Here is a 15,838-nt window from a genome sequence, read left to right on the forward strand (position 1 = left end):
CTCTTATTCGTACACGACGGCCGCCTTGCCGGCCTCGGCCTGCGCCATCCAGCTCGCAAGCGCCGCGTCGGTCGGAAAGAACTTCGCGCGCTCGCCCAATTGCAGTTCGACCTGCGCGCCGCCGCGCGCCATCGACAGCCGAACCCCCAGCCCTTGCTGCAGTTCCCCGTGCTCGCTCTGCTCGGTGCGCGGCGGAAACTCCCGTACCAGCCGCGCGATGTCCGGCGCCTTGCCATTGACTGCCACGCGCAGATATTTTCCGAAGCGGCAGCGCGCCGCCGCCAAGTCCCACACCTGCATGACCTGGAAGCGCGCCTCGAAGCCACCGCGGCCGGGCTGAAGGCGCCCGCTCACGATGACCAGCTCGTCTTCCTTGAGAACGTTGCGGTTGTTGTTGCAGAGTGCCTCGTCGGCCGTTGCTTCGATCGAGCCCGACTTGTCGTCCAGCTTGAAGATCGCCAGCCGGCCGCGCTGGCCGTTGATCACGCGGAAGTCGCTCACGATGCCCGCGATCACCTGCTGCTCGCGGCTGTCGATGAGGTCGTCGATCTGCCGCTTGCAGAAGCGCCGCACTTCATGCGCGACCTCATCGAAAAGATGCCCCGACAAGTAGAAGCCGATTGCCGTCTTCTCGTAGGTCAGCCGCTCCTTCACGCCCCACGGCGTGGCGTCGATCAGATCGGGCTCTTGCGTTGCCGAGCCGTGCTCGCTGTCTCCGAAGATGTCCACCTGCGCCGAATTGGCCTCGGTCGCAGCGGAAAACTCGAAGGCGCGGTCGAGCGAAGCAATCAGCGAAGCGCGGTTCTGCTGCAATGAATCGAAGGCGCCGGCCTTGATCAGCGCCTCGACCGTGCGCTTGTTGATGCGTTGCCGGTCCACGCGAACGCAGAAGTCGAAGAGGCTCTTGAACGGCCCGCCTTCTTCACGCGCCCTGACGACCGACTCGACGGCCAGTTGGCCCGTGCCCTTGACGGCACCGAGCCCATAGCGGATCACCTTGTCGTTGACCGGCTCGAAGCGGTAGTTGCCGCGATTCACGTCCGGCGGCTCGAAGGTCATGCCGAAATTCTTCTGCGCGTCCTCGAACAACACCTTGAGCTTGTCGGTGTTGTCCATTTCGACAGTCATGTTGGCGCAGAAGAACTCGGCGGTGTAGTGCACCTTGAGCCAACCCGTGTGATAGGCCAGCAGCGAGTAGGCGGCCGCGTGCGACTTGTTGAAGCCATACCCCGCGAACTTCTCCATCAAGTCGAAGATTTCGTCGGCCTTCTTCTGGTCGATGCCATTCTTGGCGGCACCCTTGCGGAAGATCTCGCGGTGCTCGGCCATTTCCTCGGCCTTCTTCTTGCCCATCGCGCGGCGAAGCAAGTCGGCGCCGCCAAGCGAGTAGCCGCCGAGGATCTGCGCGGTCTGCATCACCTGTTCCTGGTAGACCATGATCCCGTAGGTCTCGGAGAGCATGTCCGCCACCAGCGGATGCGGATATTCGACCGGCTCGCGCCCGTGCTTGCGCGCGACGAAGCTCGGAATCAGGTCCATCGGGCCCGGACGGTACAGCGCGTTCAACGCGATCAGGTCTTCAAGACGCGTCGGCCGCGCGTCCTTCAGCATGCCCTGCATGCCGCGCGATTCGAACTGGAACACGGCCTCGGTCAAACCGTCCGCAAACAGCTTGTAGGTGTGCGCGTCGTCCAGCCGGATGTTCTCGTAGGCGAAGTTTTCCTGGCCCTTGTGGCGCCTGATGATGAATTCCTTCGCAATCTCCAGGATCGTGAGCGTCGCCAACCCCAGGAAGTCGAACTTCACCAAGCCGACAGCCTCGACATCGTCCTTGTCGTACTGGCTCACGGCCGAATCGCTGCCGGGCTGCTGGTACAGCGGGCAAAAGTCGGTGAGCTTGCCCGGCGCGATCAGCACGCCGCCTGCGTGCATACCGATGTTGCGGGTCATGCCTTCGAGCTTCTGCGCCAGCTCGACCAGCGTGCGGACTTCTTCTTCCTTCTCGATGCGTGCGGCGAGTTGCGGCTCCATCTCGATGGCGTAGTTGTTCTTGTCGCCCTCCACCTTCGGGCTCGGCGGGTATTGCAGCGTGACCGACATGCCCGGCTTGTTCGGGATGAGCTTGCTGATGCCATCGCAGAACATGTAGCTCATGTCGAGCACGCGGCCCACGTCGCGGATGGCGGCGCGGGCGGCCATGGTTCCGAACGTGGCGATCTGGCTCACGGCATCGCGGCCGTATTTGTCCTTGACGTAGTCGATGACCCGGTCGCGATTGCCTTGGCAGAAGTCGATGTCGAAGTCAGGCATCGAGACGCGCTCGGGATTCAGGAAACGTTCGAACAGCAGCTTGTATTCGAGCGGGTCGAGGTCGGTGATCTTCAGCGCGTAGGCGACGAGCGAGCCGGCACCCGAACCGCGGCCTGGCCCGACCGGGCAGCCGTTGTTCTTGGCCCAGTTGATGAAGTCGCCCACGATCAGGAAGTAGCCGGGGAACCCCATCTTCAGGATGGTGTTGATCTCGAATTCGAGGCGCTCCACATAGCGCGGCCGCTCGGCATCGCGCTTGCCGGCGTCGGGGTACAAATGCGCGAGCCGCTCTTCCAGGCCTTCGAACGAAGCGACCCGAAAGTATTCCTCGATGGGCATGCCGTTCGGCGTCGGGAAATTCGGCAGTTGCGGCTTACCGAGCACGAGCGTCAGATTGCAGCGCTTGGCAATCTCGACCGTATTGGCAATGGCGCTCGGCACGTCGGCGAAGAGCTTCTCCATCTCCGCCGACGACTTGAAATACTGCTCGCGCGTGAACTTGCGCACCCGGCGCGGATTTCCCAGGATCTCGCCTTCGGAAATGCAGACGCGCGCCTCATGCGCCTCGTAGTCTTCGGCCGTCGCGAATTGCACGGGATGCGTGGCGACCACCGGCAGCTTGAGCCGCGCGGCGAGTTGCACTGCGGCCACCACGTGCGGCTCGTCCTCGGGCCGGCCGGCACGCTGAATCTCGATGTAGAAGCGATGCGGAAACAAGCCGGCCAATTGAAGCGCGACCTCCGCCGCGCGTTCGGCCTTGCCCTGCAGCAGCGGCGCACCGAGCGGCCCGGCCAACGCGCCTGAAAGCGCGATCAAACCGCCCTGCAGTTCCTCCAGCCACGCCAGCTTGCAGGCGGCCTGCGCTTGCCCGCGACCGACGTTCTGCGTCCAGGCCCGCGCGAGCAGTTCGGAGAGATTGAGGTAGCCCTGCTTGTTTTGCACCAGCAGGACGATGCGTGTGAGCGCGCCAGGATCGGCGCCGAAACCTTCGACGAAAACCTCGGCGCCCAGCACGGGCTTGACGCCCTTGCCGCGCGCTTCCTTGTAGAACTTGACCCCGCCGAACAGATTATTGAGGTCGGTGATCGCCAGTGCAGGCTGACCATCCTTGGCGGCGGCCTTGACGACTTCGTCGATGCGGTTGGTGCCGTCGACGACGGAAAACTCGGTGTGCAGGCGCAGGTGAACGAACATCCGTGCATTGTAGAAAGCGCTACCTCCCTACAATCCCGCCCCGTGCAAGAGATTTTGAATATCGCGGCCTACAAGTTCGTACCGATTGACGACGCCGCAGAACTGCGTGAAAAACTTCGGACGAGCACCCACGCGCTCGGGCTCAAGGGCACGATCCTGATCGCGCCCGAAGGGATCAACCTTTTTCTCGCGGGGGCGCCGGATTCGGTGCACGAATTTTTGGCGTCGATGCGAGCCGATTCGCGCTTTGCCGATCTGGAGGCCAAGGAAAGCTGGTCCGCCAGCCAGCCTTTTCGCCGAATGCTGGTCAAGCTCAAGCGCGAAATCATCCGCATGGACCACCCTGCCATCCAGCCCGCCGCCGGTCGCGCGCCGGGGGTGGACGCGCCGACGCTCAAGCGATGGCTCGACCAGGGGCACGACGATGCGGGCAAGCCGGTCGCGCTGCTCGATACGCGCAATGCCTTCGAGGTCGACTACGGCAGCTTCGAAGGCGCCATCGACTGGCGCATTCACAAGTTCACCGAATTTCCGAAGGCCTTGCAGAAGCACCGCGAAGAGCTCGCGGGCAAGACCGTGGTCAGCTTCTGCACCGGCGGCATTCGCTGCGAGAAGGCGGCGATCCTGATGCGGGAAGTCGGCGTCGCCGATGTGCTGCAGCTGGAAGGCGGCATCCTCAAGTATTTCGAGCAGGTGGGCGGCGCGCACTACCAGGGCGAGTGCTTCGTCTTCGATGGCCGTGAATCGTTGTCGCCGGATCTGAAGGCGCGCGCAAGCGGCGCGAGCGCCCGAGCCGCTGAAGACCCGGACATCGCAAACAAGCGCTGAGGCCTATCAGACCGGCGTCGTGCCGGTATCCGGCGGCGCCTGCACCTGGAACGGATGGCCGGGCAGCGGAATGAATTCAGTCTCGCCCGGTACGTGGCCCATGCGTTGAGCCGCCCAGTCCGCGCCCGCTTCGAGAATGCGCTCGCGCCGGCTCGACACGAAGTTCCAGGTGATGAAGCGCGGCCCGTCGAGTGGCTCGCCGCCGATAACCATCACGCGGACGGCACCCTGCGTCGTCAGCACGGCGCCTTCGCCTTCAGCCAACTTGGCCATGGTGTGTTGCTCCACCGGTTCGCCATCGATGGAGACGTCGCCGTCGACCGGGTAGATCGCAAGTTCAGGCGCGAGAGCGGGCAACTCGAAGCGCGCCCCAGCAGGCAATGCCAGATCGAGATAGATGGTCTTCGACAAAGTCGCAACGGGCGAACGTGCGCCGAACGCCTCACCCACCAGCACACGGACCTTCACCCCTTGCACATGGAGCGAAGGAATGTCTTCCGCCGCCGTGTGCGCAAAGCTTGGCTCGACTTCTTCGTGGGCCTGCGGCAACGCGGCCCACAGTTGCAGGCCGTGGTTTTCGTAGGTCGATCCGAGCAGTCGCTCGGGCTTGCGTTCGGAGTGGACGATGCCCCGCCCCGCCGTCATCCAGTTGATCGCGCCGGGGCGAATCTCCTGGACGCTGCCGAGGCTGTCGCGATGCATCATCGCGCCCTCGAAGAGATAGGTGACGGTCGACAGCCCGATATGCGGATGCGGCCGCACATCGTGCTCGGAACCCGGCACTTCGGTCGCGGGACCGAAATGATCGAAGAACACAAAAGGCCCGACCGACCGTTGCTTTGCCGCCGGCAACAGGCGCCGGACCTTGAAGCCCCCGCCCAAATCCTTGTCATGGGGTTGCAGCAGCAGCGTGGCGGTCATCGAAAGTTCTCCAGGTTCGGGCGGTTGTTCAGCGGCGTGATGTTGCCACTTCCGCCACGCGTTCGCCAAACTTGATCGCGGTTTCGAGATCGCCGCGCGCCATTTCAGCCGGGCTTGCGTCGGTGGGCGAAGTCGTCAGCAAGCCGTTGTAACCGCCGACATAGTTGATCGAATCGCGCTTGGCGGCTTTGTCGCTGCTGGGCATGATGCCGAGGCTGACCCACAAGCCGCCATGTTGCATGGCAAGGTGCCACAGGTAGGTCAGCGTGGCGTCCTTGTCGCCGTTCATGGTGCCGCTGTTGGTAAAGCCCGCGAAGAGCTTGTCCTTCCAGCCCTGGACGTACCAGACCTTGGACGACGCATCCGCGAACTTCTTGAACTGCCAGCTGACGCCGCCCATGTAGGTCGGCGATCCCATGATGATCGCGTCCGCCGCGGCCAGCATTTCCCAGCCCTGGGCCGGGAGATTGCCGTCGGCATCGATGGCGAGCAGGTGCGCGCCAGCGCCGTCGGCCACCGCTTGCGCGACGCGCTGCGTGTGGCCGTAGCCCGAATGGAAGACAACGACGATATCGGGCATCTGGGCAGCTCCGATCAGCGCTTGTCGATGCTGAAACGGCCCGGGCCGAAGGCGGCGATGAGCAGCAGGCCACCGGCAATCGAGAGGTTCTTGAAGAACATCAGCTGGTTCACGTAAGCCTTCTCGGCAGGCATGGCCCAGTAGTTGTGAAAGAAGATCGCGGCCGCGACGGTGAACACAGCAATCACGATCGCCGCAAGCCGAGACTTGAAGCCGACCAGCAGCATGATGCCCAAGCCAAGTTCAACCACGATCGCAATTGCCGCGCCCAGTTGCGGCAACGGCAATCCGGCCGAAGCGATGTAGCCGGCGGCGCCTGCAAAGCCAGTGAGCTTGCCGAAGCCGGCCGGAATGAAAAGCAGCGCCATCAGCACGCGGCCGATCAGCGCCAGCGTGTCTTGCGCGGCGGCCGTGGAGGCCGGAGCGGCGTAGGTGGATGCGGTGGTGGTATTCATCGGAAGACTCCTCTGTTGAAAAACTGAAAGATAAATCGAGAGACTGAAAACTCGCCGGCTCAGGCTGCGAGATCGAACACCAGCACTTCGGCGTCCTTGCCAGCGCTGAGCGTGAGTTGCGATTCGCCCTGGATGAGAGCGGCATCGCCGGTGGTCAGTTTCGTGCCGTTGGCTTCGAGTTCGCCGCGCACCAGGTGCACGTAGCTCTTGCGCTTCGGGTCGAGCGCCAGGCCTGCTTTTTCTTCGCCATCGAGCAGGCCTGCGAACAGCCGCGCATCGGCATGCACGAGCACCGAACCTTCCGCGCCATCCGGCGAAGCGACCAGGCGCAGCTTGCCGCGCTTTTCCGCTTCCGTGAATGTCTTCTGCTCATAGGCCGGTTCAATGCCGCGCACGTTCGGCTCGATCCAGATCTGCAGGAAGTGCGTCGTCTCGTCGGCCTTGTGATTGAACTCGCTGTGCATCACACCGCGTCCGGCGCTCATGCGCTGGACATCGCCCGGCGGGATGGACTCGACGTTCCCCATGCTGTCCTTGTGTGCGAGCTCGCCTGAAAGCACGTAGCTGATGATTTCCATGTCCTTGTGACCATGGGTGCCGAACCCGGCGCCGGCCGCCACGCGGTCTTCGTTGATCACACGCAGGTTGCCGAAGCCCATGTGCTCGGGATCGTAATAGCCGGCGAACGAAAAACTGTGAAAGGAGCGCAGCCAGCCATGGTCGGCATAACCGCGTTCCTGGGATTTACGGACTTGCAACATTTGCTTGACTCCTGCCCTTGAAGGGCCTTCTTCATGCCGCGCCCTGTGCGCAGCGGATGTGAAGAACTTTAGGGCTCGCGATGGCGGCCAAAAGCAATGGCGTTTGATGGCATCATTCAATTTTTTTGATCGATCGGCCATCATGCCTACCGCCCGTGACGTCCTGACACCCGACGCGCTGTCCATGCTGCAGACGGTGGCGAGCACCGGGAGCTTCGCCGCAGCGGCGCGGTCCCTCAACCTGGTTCCGAGCGCGTTGAGCTACCGGGTGCGCCTGATCGAAGACGCGCTCGATGTGCTGCTTTTCGACCGCAGCGCCCGCCAGGCCCGCGTGACTGAAGCCGGCGTCGAGTTGCTGCGCGAAGGCACCCGTCTGCTTGGCGAGATCGATGCCGTCGCCAATCGCGTCAAGCGGGTCGCGACAGGCTGGGAGCCGATGCTCACGATTGCGGTCGACAGCGTCATCGCGCGTGATCCACTGCTCGACCTCGTCGGCGCCTTCTATGCACTCGAGCCGCCCACACGGCTGAAGCTGCGGGACGAAACGCTGTTGGGCACGATCGAAGCGCTGACGAGCGGAGAAGCCGATCTCGCCGTCGGCGCCGTGCTCGATGCGGCGAGCCTCGCGTTCACGGCGACGGGCATTCGCAGTCGGCCGTTGGGCGAGCTTCCATTCGTCTATGCGGTGGCTCCGCATCATCCGCTGGCGCGCATCGAAGTGCCCTTGAGCGATGAGGTGCTGCGCCAGCACCGCGCCGTGGCCGCTGCGGATTCGTCGCGCGCCGGGCCGAGCATGACCGTCAACCTGGTCGGAGGGCAGGACGTACTGACCGTGCCGACCATGCAAGCCAAACTGGCAGCCCAGTTGCATGGGTTGGGCGGAGGCTTTCTGCCCGAGCCGATGGCCCGGCCTTACATCGAAGCCGGGCATCTGGTCGAACGAAAGACCGAGCGCGTCCCGCCGCTTGCCACCATGCATTGCGCCTGGCGCGTCCGCACGGCCGGCAAGCCCGGGCGCGCGCTGCAATGGTGGCTCGAACAGTTCGAACACGAAGGCAGCCGGGTCGCGCTCCTCGAGCGCCATCGCAGCAAATGAAAGGCGCCCGCTGATGAGGCCGCCAACCCGGTTAGAGTGCCTTGCCTGCCACACATCAATGAGACTGTCATGACCATCCGACCCATTGCCGACCGCCACCGACCCACACCGCGCCACTTCGCCATCGTCGGCGCGGGCATTGCCGGCGTGGCGTGCGCCCGCACGCTGCTGCAGGCGGGCCACCGCGTCACCCTCTTCGAACGAGAAGCAGGAGCCGGGGGCCGCATGGCGAGCGTGTCGACGCCCTTCGGCCGCTTCGACAGCGGCGCGCAGTACTTCACCGTGCGCGATCCGCGTTTTGCGCGCGCGCTCGAGACGGCGCCCAAGATCTGCAAGCCCTGGAGCGCCAACCTCGTGCGCGTACTCGATCCGCACGGCCGCGTCGCCGAAGCCGCCCTCCCCGGCATGGAAAAGCACTGGGTCGCGCAGCCCGGCATGGACGCCCTCGCCAGCGCTTGGGCCGCGCCGCTGGGAGACTCGCTCATCTCGCAGACGCAGGTCACGCGCATCGAACGTGACGCGCTGGACGCGAAGCGCTGGCAGCTCCGGACCTCGGGCAGCGACGATTCGCAGCACGTTTACTCCGGATTCGATGCGGTGCTGCTGGCGGTGCCGCCGGCCCGCGCTCGCGAGTTGCTGAGCGACGGCCGGCTCTCCTCCGAGCTGAGCCAGAAGATCGACCCGGTTCGCATCGCGCCGTGCTGGACGCTGATGATCGCTTTCCCGCAGGCCAACCAGCCCACGCTGTCGCACCTCGGCCCCCAGTGGAATGCTGCGCGCAGCAACCACCATCGCGTGGCCTGGCTGGCACGCGAATCGTCCAAGCCCGGCCGCGACCGCATCGAGCGCTGGACCGTCCAGGCGAGCGCGGCGTGGTCGCAAGAGCATTTGCGAGACGAACCCTCGCGCGTCGAAGCCAAGCTGCTTCGCGCCTTTGCCGAAATCACCGGCATCCGCGCCGAGCCTTCGCATGCGCAAGCCCGTTGCTGGCCCGAGGCACAGACCCAGGTCCCAGTGGGCAAGCCGCACCTGTGGGATGCCAAGGCCGGCATCGGCGTGGCCGGCGACTGGTGCACGGGCCATCGCGTCGAAGATGCATTCCTGTCGGGGCTCACCCTGGCGCTGAAGCTGGCCTGATCCTCGTGCCGAGGTCATGACCCGGATCGGCCGGTTCGCCCCATCTCCCACCGGACCCTTGCACGCCGGCTCACTGGTGGCCGCGCTCGCGAGCTGGCTCGACGTGCGAGCGCGCGGGCCGCAGGCGCGCTGGCTGGTGCGCATCGAGGACGCCGACACCGAGCGGTGTCTCCCGGGCGTGGGCGAAGTCATCCTGTCGCAACTGGCTGCCTGCGCCCTGCTGCCGGACGAGCCTCCGGTGTGGCAGACACGGCGAACGGCGCTTTACCAACGGGCGTTCGAGCAGTTGCAGGCAGCGGGCCTGGTGTACCCGTGCGGCTGCTCCCGAAAGGACATCGACGATGCGCTGGCGCGGCGTGGCGTCGTGCATGCGCGCCATGCAGAGCGCGTCTACCCTGGCACGTGCCGCGGCAGCCTGCATGGAAAGCCGGCGCGCGCATGGCGCTTCGCGACCGCCAAGTTCGAGGGATCGCCCGCGCACGAACCCATGCGCTGGCGCGATCGTCGCCTCGGCACACAGCAGCAGGACGTGACGCGCGAAGTAGGCGACTTCGTCCTCAAGCGAGCGGACGGACCCTGGGCCTATCAGCTCGCGGTCGTCGTCGACGATGCCGACCAAGGCGTGACGGACGTCGTGCGCGGCGAAGATCTTGCGGACAACACGGCGCGCCAGATCCTGCTGCAGCGGGCACTCGGCGTGCCGACGCCCACCTATCTGCACACGCCGCTGGTGCGCGGTGCCGACGGCGACAAGCTCTCCAAGCAGAACGGTGCGGCGCCGCTGCGGACCGACACGCCCGCAGATGCGTTGGCAGCTCTGGATGCGGCAGCACGCGTGCTCGGCCTGCGCGCGACGGCAGCCTCGTCCCCGGCCGTCGCGCTCGCGCTCTGGATCCCGCAGTGGCGCGATCTCTACAATGCGCGGCCGTGATCAGCCCCTCCATCGACCTCCCCCCCGACTCGCCCGACGACAACGCTGGCGACAAACCCACTGGCGAAGCGCACCCGCTGCACCGCCGCCTCAAAAGCTTCGTCAAGCGGGGCGGCCGCACGACGGAAGGCCAGGCGCGCGCGTACGAGCAGTTCGGCCCGCAGTTCCTGCTGCCGTACAAGGCAGAGCCGCTGGATTTCGAAGCCGCTTTCGGCCGCAAGGCACCGACCATCCTCGAGATCGGCTTCGGCATGGGCGAGGCCACCGCGCACATCGCCGGCCTGATGCCCGAGAAGAACTTCCTGTGCTGCGAAGTGCACGAGCCCGGGATCGGCGCGCTGCTCAAGCGCATCGGCGAGCACGGCCTGCAAAACATTCGCATCTGCGCGCACGATGCTGTCGACGTGATCGACCACATGCTGCCTCCAGCGACGCTTGCCGGTGTGCATGTGTTCTTTCCGGACCCATGGCACAAGACGCGGCACAACAAGCGACGGCTGATTCAACCGCCGTTTGTCCGCAAGCTGGCGGATCGGCTGGCGCCCGGCGGCTATCTGCATTGCGCCACCGATTGGCAACCCTATGCCGAGCAGATGCTCGAAGTGCTCTCCCAAGAGCCGCTCCTGCGCAATACGGCTCAAGCCTATGCGCCGAAGCCGGTTTATCGCCCGCTGACCAAATTCGAGAACCGCGGCCTCAAGCTGGGCCATGGCGTTTGGGACGTGGTGTTCGAGCGCGTCTGAGCGAAGTCTTTCAGCCGCTCAATGCGGCGAACACCGAATGCTCCCCGGTGTCTGCCGGCTCGGCAGGTTCCCCAGGTTCAGCAGATTCCGCATAGTGCGCCGCCTGGGCGCTTTGCTGCGCCGCCATCATCAACGCGGCGCGGTGCGCCGATCGGCTGGCGATCTTGGTGTAGGTGATCATCGCTTCCCACTCGCGCTCGCTGTCTTGCGACACGCTTTGGCGGCGCGCGTTGATCAGCGTGCGGCTCACATCGACGAGCGCTGCGGCGGCGCTCAGGCAGACGTTGGCCGCGGCTTGCGAGCCGTCAGCTTCGTACGGGGCTTCTTGCGAGTTGCTGTCGGCATGCGCAAGGACTTTCTCGATGGCAAGAAGCGCGCTTTCGAGCAGGGCGACATCCGTTGGGTTTGCTGAATTCTCAGTGAGCTTTGGCTTCATTTCGTCTTGCCGGATGCATTCCGGTCCACTGCGAATCTTGACAGCGGGGCCTTGTTTACCCCTGTGCAAAAAGCCACAGGAGCGATACAAAAGTTAACAGCATCCGACGGTTCTTATGGACATTTGGACGCGCAGGTGCGCCCGGTGTCTGAACGGAGGCAAATCCCGTGAAGTAATCCCTTTGGATGCGACAGACACATTGCTACATTTTTCGAGGACTTACAACAAAGGGTTTCACATGGCACTCACGCGCAGGAGTTGGATAGGCAAGGCCGGCGCCACGCTTTGGCTCGGTTCCGGCGTCTGGGCCGCGGGCGCAAGCCACGCGCAGCAGGCGGGCCAGCGCCCTCCCGCTCCTGCCACGGCGCCACGCACCGTGATCCTTGGGCAATCGGTTCCGCTGACGGGCGCCGCCAACGAGATCGGACTGGCATTCGCTGCGGGGTCCAAGCTCTACGCGAATCAGTTCAACGACAACAACGCGGCAAGCGGATTGCAGATCAAGTTGCTCCAGCTGGACGACGGCTACGACGCCACGCGCGCCGCCGCGAATGCCAAAACGCTGCTCTCCACCGAAAAGGCCGACATGCTCTTCGGCTTCGTCGGGACGGCCAGCAGCGACGCCGCAGCCGCCGTCGCGACCCAGCAAGGCGCGGTGCTTTTCGCGCCCTTTGCCGCCGCCGACAACCTGCGCGGATCGAGCTTCCCCAACGTCTTTCATGTCCGACCCAGCATGGCCGACGAGGCCGTGAAGATCGTGCGTCAATGCGGCGCGGTCGGACAGTCGCGCATTGCGCTGATCGGCGATGACGACGCGATGGGCCGTGCCGGATTGGCCGCCGTGCAGCAGGCTTTGGCCGATCTCAAGCTTCCTCCGCTGGTCGCGAGCGCGCTGGTACACCCGAACGGCGATAACCTCGACGCGGGACTCCAGGCGGTGCAGAAGCAGACGCCGCAAGCCATCGTGCTGGTATCGCTTTCGGGCACCACCGCCAACGTGGTTCGCAAGCTGCGAAAGAGCTCCTACTTCGGCACCTTCATGGCCTTCTCGATCGTCGGCATCGACCCGCTCTACACGGCGCTCGGCAAGGACGTGAGCGGCATCGTGATTTCCCAGGTCGTGCCGTCGCCGCGCCCCTCGGCCATCCCGATTGTCAAGGAGTACCTGGACGCGGTCGACAACTCGGACCAGTCGCCGTCCTACGAAGGGCTTGAAGGGTTCATTGCCGCGAAGGCCGCGGGCGAGGCAGTTCGCCGCGCCGGCAAGGGCTTCACGCCCGCGACCTTGCAGCGCGTGATGGCCGGCATGACCGACTACGACGTCGGCGGCTTCCGCATCAACCTGCGCCCGGCATTGCACGACACGGCGCGCAACATCGATCTCGTGAGCATCACGAAAGAAGGCCGCATCCTGCGTTGATGCCGAGAAACGCTCAGGCGCTCAGACGCTGCCGGCGAGCCTTTGCAGTTCGTCGAGCGAGAGCAGTTCGATGCGGCCGTAGCCCAGCGCGATCACGCCGTCGCGCGCCAGGGCGTTGAGTTCTTTCGACAGCGTCTGCCGCGTGACGCCCAGCATCATCGCGAAAGCCTCCTGAGGCAGCGTCAAATGCCGCCGCGCGATGGGCGACTGCGTGGCGTCGCCGTGCGCGAACGCCACCAACCGCCGCGCCACACGCGCACGCAGGCCGCGTAACGTGGCGTCTTCCATCAGCGCGTAAAGCCCCCGCACGCGGCTTGCGAGCAATGCGGCGATCGCGCCTGCAAAGACGGCGCCCTGCATCAGCCGCGCGAAGGTCTCATAAGGCACCACGAGCAGATCGATGGCAGAAAGCGCCGTCGCATCGTGGGTGCGCGGGGAGCCGTCGATCAAGCTGATTTCGCCGAACCAGTTGCCCGGTTCGAGCACCGCAAGAATGGCTTCGCGGCCGTCTTGCCGCAGTGTCGAAATCTTGATCGTGCCGGACACCAGCCCATAGAAGCCCGCGCCCGCGACATGCACCGGGTCGCCCTGGCGTATCACCATCGCGCCGCGCCGGAGGTGGATCAGTTCGGCCGCGCCGAGCAGCGCGTCCCGCTGCGCCCGAGGCATCGATGCGAACCATGGGTTGGCTTCGATGGCGGAGCGATCTCCGACTGCTGCGCGCGGACGGGCTTTCGAAGGCATGGGGAGAGTTCAGGACGTCAGGAGTTCAGGCGTAAGGGGTTTACCAGGGGCTTCGACTGTCAAATTTACGACAGTTTGGCGGCAAGCCGAGGTCTACAGTGCCTCACACACGCTGCACACCACTGGAGACGACACGATGAACGCAAGAGCGAATTTCACCCGCATGCAAGACAGCACGCGGGAAGACTGGCAACTGATCGGCGGCGAATTCATGCAGTTCGCGGGCGGATTGCCGGGTCGCGTGATCAAGCACCTGCAGATTCTCGAAGGGGACTACGGCGGCTTTCCGATCGACCGTTATTCGCACTCTCTGCAAACCGCCACGCGCGCCCTGCGCGATGGCCGCGACGATGAATACGTGGTGTGCGCGCTGTTGCACGACATCGGCGACACGCTCGGGACCATGAATCATCCCGACATCGCCGCGGCCATCCTCAAGCCTTTCGTGAGCGATGAAAACCACTGGATGGTGCAGCACCACGGCATCTTCCAGGGCCACTACTTTTTCCATCACATCGGGCTGGATCGCGACATGCGCGAGAGCTTTCGCAGCCATCCGAATTTCGATCGCACCGCCGAATTCTGCGAGCTCTATGACAACCCGGCGTTCGACGCCAAGGCCGAGACCTTGCCGATCAGCGAATTCGAGCCGATGCTCCGGCGTGTGATGGCGCAGCCGCGCCAGAGCATCTACAAGTCGGCCGAGCCCGCCGCTGCCTGAGCACATCGCGCAGCTCCGCACCCATTTCCACAACGTCACCCGATCCCGCCAGGAGACTCACCATGAACGCCACCTCCCCCTCCGAAGTCCAGAAGCTCGTCAGCGCCGAAGAATGGCAGCTGCGCGTCGACCTTGCCGCCTGCTATCGGCTGGTTGCGCTGTACGGCTGGAGCGATCTCGTCTTCACGCACATCAGCGCGCGTGTGCCGGGCCCGGAACACCACTTCCTCATCAATCCGTATGGGCTGATGTTCGACGAGATCACTGCGTCGAGCCTGGTCAAGGTCGACCAGAGCTGCAACAAGGTGATCGACTCGCCCTACCCCGTCAATCCGGCGGGCTTCGTGATTCACAGCGCCGTGCATGCGGCGCGTGAAGATATCCAGTGCGTGCTGCATACCCACACACGCGCCGGCATTGCAGTGAGCGCGCAAAAGAACGGCGTGCTGCCGATCAGCCAGCAGTCCACCTTCGTGCTGGCCTCACTGGCCTATCACAACTACGAAGGCGTGGCCTTCCGCGACGACGAGAAGCCGCGCCTGCAGGCCGACATGGGCGACGCCAACTTCCTCCTGCTGCGCAACCACGGTCTGCTGACGGTAGGCAAGACCATCGCCGATGCATTCCTGAGCATGTACACGTTCGAGAACACATGCCAGATCCAGATCGCCGCGCAGGCTGGCGGCGGTGAGTTGACGCAGGTCGATCCGCGCATCGTCGAAGGCGTCGGTCATGCGATGAAGGTGCAGACAGGGGGAATGGGCGGTGCCTTCGTCTGGCCTTCGCTGATTCGGAAGCTGGATCGGACTGACAACACATACAGGAGCTAACCCCCCAGGCTGCGCGCACTTCGTGTCGCTTCGCCTACCCCCCTCTAAGGGGGGCGCCGCTGACGGCCCGGCTGAGCCGGTTCCGTGGCGGCTCACGACTTTGGCCGGCGGCCTGTTCCTCTAAATATCGGTGTCGGGGGTGTCGTCTTTGCGGCGGTCGGGGGGGGCTTTTCCCTGTTCTTCCTGGCGGCAGTAATCGCGCAGCTTGATGAGGGCGCGGTACATGGCGTCGCGCTCCGGCGGCGCCAGCACGCGGAGGGCGGCGGCTTGGCGTTTGCGCGCGAGGGGGATGGCCTCTGCGTGCAGTTTCTTGCCCTCGGGGGTGATCGCGCAGAAGACTTTCTTGCGCGGCGTGTTTCCCTCTGAACTCAGCTGAACCAAGGCCCGGCTCTCCAGGAGCTTGAGGGTGCGGCTGACAAGTGCCTTGTCTGAAGTCGACTGAACGACGAGGTCGCTGAAGGCCACAGTGCCTGCGTGCGCGACGAGCGCCAGCACGCGCCATTCGGACACCGACAAGCCGAACTGATCGGCGTACGGCAGCGTGATCGTGCGCCTCAGGGCATTGCCCACCTGACTCATCATGGTTGTGATGAAGGCGTCCACCGTAAGGGTGGTGCCGGCTTCGTCGACGTCGGTCCAAGGGGTGGGCTGCGCGTCGGGAACGGCCGAGCGATCGGCAGGGGGAGCTGGAATGGTCTTGCTTTCTTCTGTCATGTGGCGCGCATTGTGGT

At 64.7% G+C, this 15,838-nt stretch carries 16 protein-coding genes; 8 read left to right on the plus strand and 8 right to left on the minus strand.

Annotation, left to right across the window (positions count from 1 at the left end):
• Positions 1-3 precede the first annotated feature (3 nt).
• Positions 4-3,504 (minus strand): DNA polymerase III subunit alpha, encoded by a 3,501-nt coding sequence (dnaE, locus tag AC1DSF_RS03945; protein WP_478123574.1) that lies wholly within the window; start codon positions 3,502-3,504, stop codon positions 4-6.
• A gap of 42 nt (positions 3,505-3,546) precedes the next feature.
• On the opposite strand from dnaE, the gene AC1DSF_RS03950 reads away from it, so the two are divergent.
• A complete protein-coding gene (locus AC1DSF_RS03950; RefSeq protein WP_478123575.1) occupies positions 3,547-4,332 on the plus strand; it encodes a sulfurtransferase in 786 nt (261 codons plus the stop codon).
• 6 nt (positions 4,333-4,338) lie between these two features.
• On the opposite strand, the gene AC1DSF_RS03955 is transcribed toward AC1DSF_RS03950, so the two are convergent.
• Genes AC1DSF_RS03955 through AC1DSF_RS03970 form a run of 4 tightly spaced genes read right to left on the minus strand, consistent with a single transcriptional unit; the run spans position 4,339 to position 7,049 of the window.
• On the minus strand, positions 4,339-5,253 hold the full coding sequence (locus tag AC1DSF_RS03955) for a pirin family protein (protein WP_478123576.1): 915 nt from the start codon (positions 5,251-5,253) through the stop codon (positions 4,339-4,341).
• Between the two features lie 28 nt (positions 5,254-5,281).
• Positions 5,282-5,833: a flavodoxin family protein gene (locus AC1DSF_RS03960; protein WP_478123577.1), complete on the minus strand. Its 552-nt coding sequence runs from the start codon at positions 5,831-5,833 to the stop codon at positions 5,282-5,284.
• A gap of 14 nt (positions 5,834-5,847) precedes the next feature.
• Positions 5,848-6,288, minus strand: a complete 441-nt coding sequence (locus AC1DSF_RS03965; protein WP_478123578.1) for a DoxX family protein — start codon at positions 6,286-6,288, stop codon at positions 5,848-5,850.
• A 59-nt stretch (positions 6,289-6,347) separates the two neighbouring features.
• Entirely contained in the window at positions 6,348-7,049 is a 702-nt protein-coding gene (locus tag AC1DSF_RS03970) for a pirin family protein (protein ID WP_478123579.1), read from the minus strand.
• Between the two features lie 142 nt (positions 7,050-7,191).
• Between AC1DSF_RS03970 and AC1DSF_RS03975 the strand changes: the two genes are divergently transcribed.
• The 4 genes from AC1DSF_RS03975 to trmB all read left to right on the plus strand — a co-directional run bounded on the left by AC1DSF_RS03975 (position 7,192) and on the right by trmB (position 10,956).
• Positions 7,192-8,145, plus strand: a complete 954-nt coding sequence (locus AC1DSF_RS03975; RefSeq protein ID WP_478123580.1) for a LysR family transcriptional regulator — start codon at positions 7,192-7,194, stop codon at positions 8,143-8,145.
• 69 nt (positions 8,146-8,214) lie between these two features.
• A complete protein-coding gene (locus tag AC1DSF_RS03980) occupies positions 8,215-9,282 on the plus strand; it encodes an NAD(P)/FAD-dependent oxidoreductase (RefSeq protein ID WP_478123581.1) in 1,068 nt (355 codons plus the stop codon).
• 16 nt (positions 9,283-9,298) lie between these two features.
• The gene (gene gluQRS, locus AC1DSF_RS03985; protein WP_478123582.1) at positions 9,299-10,213 is read left to right on the plus strand and encodes a tRNA glutamyl-Q(34) synthetase GluQRS; all 915 of its coding nucleotides are present in this window, start codon (positions 9,299-9,301) and stop codon (positions 10,211-10,213) included.
• Complete coding sequence (gene trmB, locus AC1DSF_RS03990) at positions 10,210-10,956, plus strand: tRNA (guanosine(46)-N7)-methyltransferase TrmB (RefSeq protein ID WP_478123583.1); 747 nt, start codon at positions 10,210-10,212, stop codon at positions 10,954-10,956. The genes gluQRS and trmB overlap by 4 nt, the downstream gene beginning before the upstream one ends.
• A 10-nt stretch (positions 10,957-10,966) precedes the next feature.
• On the opposite strand, the gene AC1DSF_RS03995 is transcribed toward trmB, so the two are convergent.
• Positions 10,967-11,392 carry a hypothetical protein gene (locus tag AC1DSF_RS03995; RefSeq protein ID WP_478123584.1) on the minus strand — a complete coding sequence of 142 codons (426 nt, stop codon included), beginning with the start codon at positions 11,390-11,392 and terminating at the stop codon, positions 10,967-10,969.
• 238 nt (positions 11,393-11,630) lie between these two features.
• On the opposite strand from AC1DSF_RS03995, the gene AC1DSF_RS04000 reads away from it, so the two are divergent.
• Positions 11,631-12,812 (plus strand): ABC transporter substrate-binding protein, encoded by a 1,182-nt coding sequence (locus tag AC1DSF_RS04000; protein WP_478123585.1) that lies wholly within the window; start codon positions 11,631-11,633, stop codon positions 12,810-12,812.
• Between the two features lie 21 nt (positions 12,813-12,833).
• Here the strand turns inward: AC1DSF_RS04000 and AC1DSF_RS04005 are convergent, their stop codons facing one another.
• Positions 12,834-13,556 (minus strand): Crp/Fnr family transcriptional regulator, encoded by a 723-nt coding sequence (locus tag AC1DSF_RS04005; protein WP_478123586.1) that lies wholly within the window; start codon positions 13,554-13,556, stop codon positions 12,834-12,836.
• 136 nt (positions 13,557-13,692) lie between these two features.
• Here AC1DSF_RS04005 and AC1DSF_RS04010 point away from each other — a divergent pair, with 136 nt between their 5' ends.
• Together AC1DSF_RS04010 and AC1DSF_RS04015 are read left to right on the plus strand one after the other, a co-directional pair.
• The gene (locus AC1DSF_RS04010) at positions 13,693-14,277 is read left to right on the plus strand and encodes an HD domain-containing protein (RefSeq protein ID WP_478123587.1); all 585 of its coding nucleotides are present in this window, start codon (positions 13,693-13,695) and stop codon (positions 14,275-14,277) included.
• Between the two features lie 62 nt (positions 14,278-14,339).
• A complete protein-coding gene (locus tag AC1DSF_RS04015) occupies positions 14,340-15,107 on the plus strand; it encodes a class II aldolase/adducin family protein (protein ID WP_478123588.1) in 768 nt (255 codons plus the stop codon).
• Positions 15,108-15,227: 120 nt separating this feature from the next.
• On the opposite strand, the gene AC1DSF_RS04020 is transcribed toward AC1DSF_RS04015, so the two are convergent.
• Positions 15,228-15,821: a MarR family winged helix-turn-helix transcriptional regulator gene (locus AC1DSF_RS04020; RefSeq protein WP_478123589.1), complete on the minus strand. Its 594-nt coding sequence runs from the start codon at positions 15,819-15,821 to the stop codon at positions 15,228-15,230.
• Positions 15,822-15,838 lie beyond the last annotated feature (17 nt).

Source organism: Variovorax sp. 01N429, assembly GCF_056399425.1.